This is a genomic window from Peribacillus sp. CSMR9 (genome assembly GCF_033141925.1).
GTDB lineage: Bacteria > Bacillota > Bacilli > Bacillales > DSM-1321 > Peribacillus > Peribacillus simplex_A.
The window spans coordinates 1-2,304 of the sequence record NZ_JAOPHO010000157.1; the positions used below are offsets into that span (position 1 = coordinate 1).

Annotated in this window: 4 protein-coding genes and 1 pseudogene; all 5 read left to right on the plus strand. The window is 35.1% G+C overall.

Features of this window, described 5'->3' with window-relative positions:
* A pseudogene (locus N9I19_RS24460) lies at nt 1-106 on the plus strand (class II fructose-bisphosphate aldolase); the annotation flags it as partial.
* A gap of 181 nt (nt 107-287) precedes the next feature.
* Nucleotides 288-497: a hypothetical protein gene (locus N9I19_RS24465; protein ID WP_317779287.1), complete on the plus strand. Its 210-nt coding sequence runs from the start codon at nt 288-290 to the stop codon at nt 495-497.
* A gap of 177 nt (nt 498-674) precedes the next feature.
* On the plus strand, nt 675-974 hold the full coding sequence (locus tag N9I19_RS24470) for a hypothetical protein (RefSeq protein ID WP_317779288.1): 300 nt from the start codon (nt 675-677) through the stop codon (nt 972-974).
* A 240-nt stretch (nt 975-1,214) separates the two neighbouring features.
* A complete protein-coding gene (locus N9I19_RS24475) occupies nt 1,215-1,625 on the plus strand; it encodes a hypothetical protein (protein ID WP_317779289.1) in 411 nt (136 codons plus the stop codon).
* The gene (locus N9I19_RS24480; protein ID WP_317779290.1) at nt 1,612-2,199 is read left to right on the plus strand and encodes a hypothetical protein; all 588 of its coding nucleotides are present in this window, start codon (nt 1,612-1,614) and stop codon (nt 2,197-2,199) included. The genes N9I19_RS24475 and N9I19_RS24480 overlap by 14 nt, the downstream gene beginning before the upstream one ends.
* Nucleotides 2,200-2,304: the final 105 nt, after the last annotated feature.

Genomic DNA, 2,304 nt, shown 5'->3' on the forward strand with positions numbered 1-2,304 from the left:
CAATAACTTGGAATGGACTCAAGCCATTTTAGCTGCTGCAGAACAAGAAAAATCTCCAGTCATCCTTGGTGTTTCCGTAGAGTCATGCCGTTATGGCGTGGCTTTTTATTCGCAAAGAGATTACAAATTATTCTAAATAAAGATGAAGTATTGAATAATTTCCACTTTTTAGTTTTTTCTTTCCAGAAAGAATGCTATTATTTGTAAAATACATAAACCAGCAGGGACAAACAATATTGGCGATGTGGACGTACTAACCTAACCAAATGTAAATAAGGCGGGATCTTATGGATAAAAAAACTCAACTAGCTTTGATTTTTCTCTTAATACCTCTTGCAATATCAATTTATTTTTGGTTTTCGGACGTAGCCTTATTACGAGGTGGATATGACTTAGCTATAGATGGTTTTGTAGTAGCCAGAGCCTTAATGATTATTTACACATTACATTTATTGCAGAAATTAGGAGAATTTATTATTAAGAACAAAAAAGATTAGCAATGAGCTAATCTTTTTTTGTTTAAGAAGAAATATAAAGTCAAAAAAGTTAAGCACTGAATAATGTTTAGCGCTTGATTTAAACATACGAACAAATGAATTATACTGATTTTTTGTGTTAGAACTAAGCATTTTAACTAACTGACGTCATACCTTTTATAAAGGGGGTAATTCAAAATGACATACCGACCTACTGTAAGATATCCATCCATTTATCAGGACTATGTAAATGAAGTTAATAATGCCACTTCATTAGATCGCAACCAAATTTTCCGTCTTGCCTTATTTATAGCCGCCCATTCAAAAGAATATAACGATATTCTTAAAAAATATCAGAAGGTTGACGTCCCTCTCCCCTGCCCAGCATGGAGGATAGACGAAGAGAAATGTTGGCAAGAACAAAGCTATATTAAAAAAGAAGATACGCCCCAGGTCAAAATCATTGAACAAGGTGGCATTAACCTCGTTATTGGCTGATTATTTAGTTTTTCTTTCGGTACTCTTAATAGAATGGGAAGCTGCTGCCTTATTGGCTAAGGCCTGAGCCACTTCTTTTGATATTCCATCTTTACAACTCATCTATATCACCTCACATATCAAGAGCCTTGCCACCATCCATCAAAAATATACCTCCCTCCAATTAACTATAGGAGTAACGGAATGACCAACTAACCAACCATCCCAAAGATAAAAGCCATTTGAGAGGGGAGAAAGTGAATGAGAAGAGATAAGCATATAAACCCGGTCCTTTCCAATCCAAAAAAAAGAGACCAGGTACCTCAAAAAAGAAAGGTCCGGTCTGATAAGCTTCATGACATAAAAATTCCTGTTACAGATCTCATGGAGACAATCATTTTACGTGAATCCAGAAAACAATGGAAAGGATCTAAAACTACAATAGGAACGGAATTACTTTTATTTGGACTTGAAAATCTTTTCATTTATCCTGACGTCACCTATTCCGACTTCCCTTCTACCGTCCATTGCAAGGTGGATCATGAGATTTATCAAAAGATAGGAGAACATGCAGCCGAATGGAAATGCAGTATAAGGAAGGCAGCTCACCGGATTTTTATAGAGGCTTATAAGAAGAAACAACTAGGGGGCATAACAGATGGGGAAATATAGCCAAGCGAATCTCATAGATGAAGAACTATCCCTAATAAGGTCAAATAACTTTATCGGTAAAATGATTCATAAAATGAATAAAACATCCGTGATCTTATTATCCATACATGTTCCCCTAAACAGTTATTTAAGAGCAGAAATATTCTGTGAAGATATTCAAGACTTATCAGAAATGCCCTTTTCACAAAACGATTTAATGAAGCTTCTATATGAAGATTTTCTATACTTTGCAAAAAAGAATCCCGATCCAAAGAAGATGTTTAAAATGCTTACTACTCTGGAACGGGAATCTGGTAAAGATGCGGTATTGGAAAAACAGACGGATTCCATTTTTAAACTCATTCATAAAGATCAACATCAAGAATTAGAAATTCTAGATATAAGAATGAGAAGAAAATATGCCCTGCGTGGTGAAGTCTTGCTTGCTGATTTGGAAGAACACCACCCAAACCATGGCTATACCATTGAACGAGTCATTGAACTTCTCTACATGGACTTTATTGATAAATTACGTAAAGGAGATAATACTGAAGCCATGAATACCATTCTCCGTATCCTAGATAGTGAAGATTAAAAATTACTCCAACATAATAGGATTTCGAAATAGAGGCCACCAATCATTTGTTAATAATTGATTTTCCATTTGCCACAGCCCCTTTCCACTTTTTGAAACTATATT

What these genes read in the sequence shown, in the direction of transcription:
- N9I19_RS24465 (WP_317779287.1), top strand. Translation starts at nt 288, where the DNA reads ATGGATAAAAAAACTCAACTAGCTTTGATTTTTCTCTTAATACCTCTT.
- N9I19_RS24470 (WP_317779288.1), top strand. Translation starts at nt 675, where the DNA reads ATGACATACCGACCTACTGTAAGATATCCATCCATTTATCAGGACTAT.
- N9I19_RS24475 (WP_317779289.1), top strand. Translation starts at nt 1,215, where the DNA reads ATGAGAAGAGATAAGCATATAAACCCGGTCCTTTCCAATCCAAAAAAA.
- N9I19_RS24480 (WP_317779290.1), top strand. Translation starts at nt 1,612, where the DNA reads ATGGGGAAATATAGCCAAGCGAATCTCATAGATGAAGAACTATCCCTA.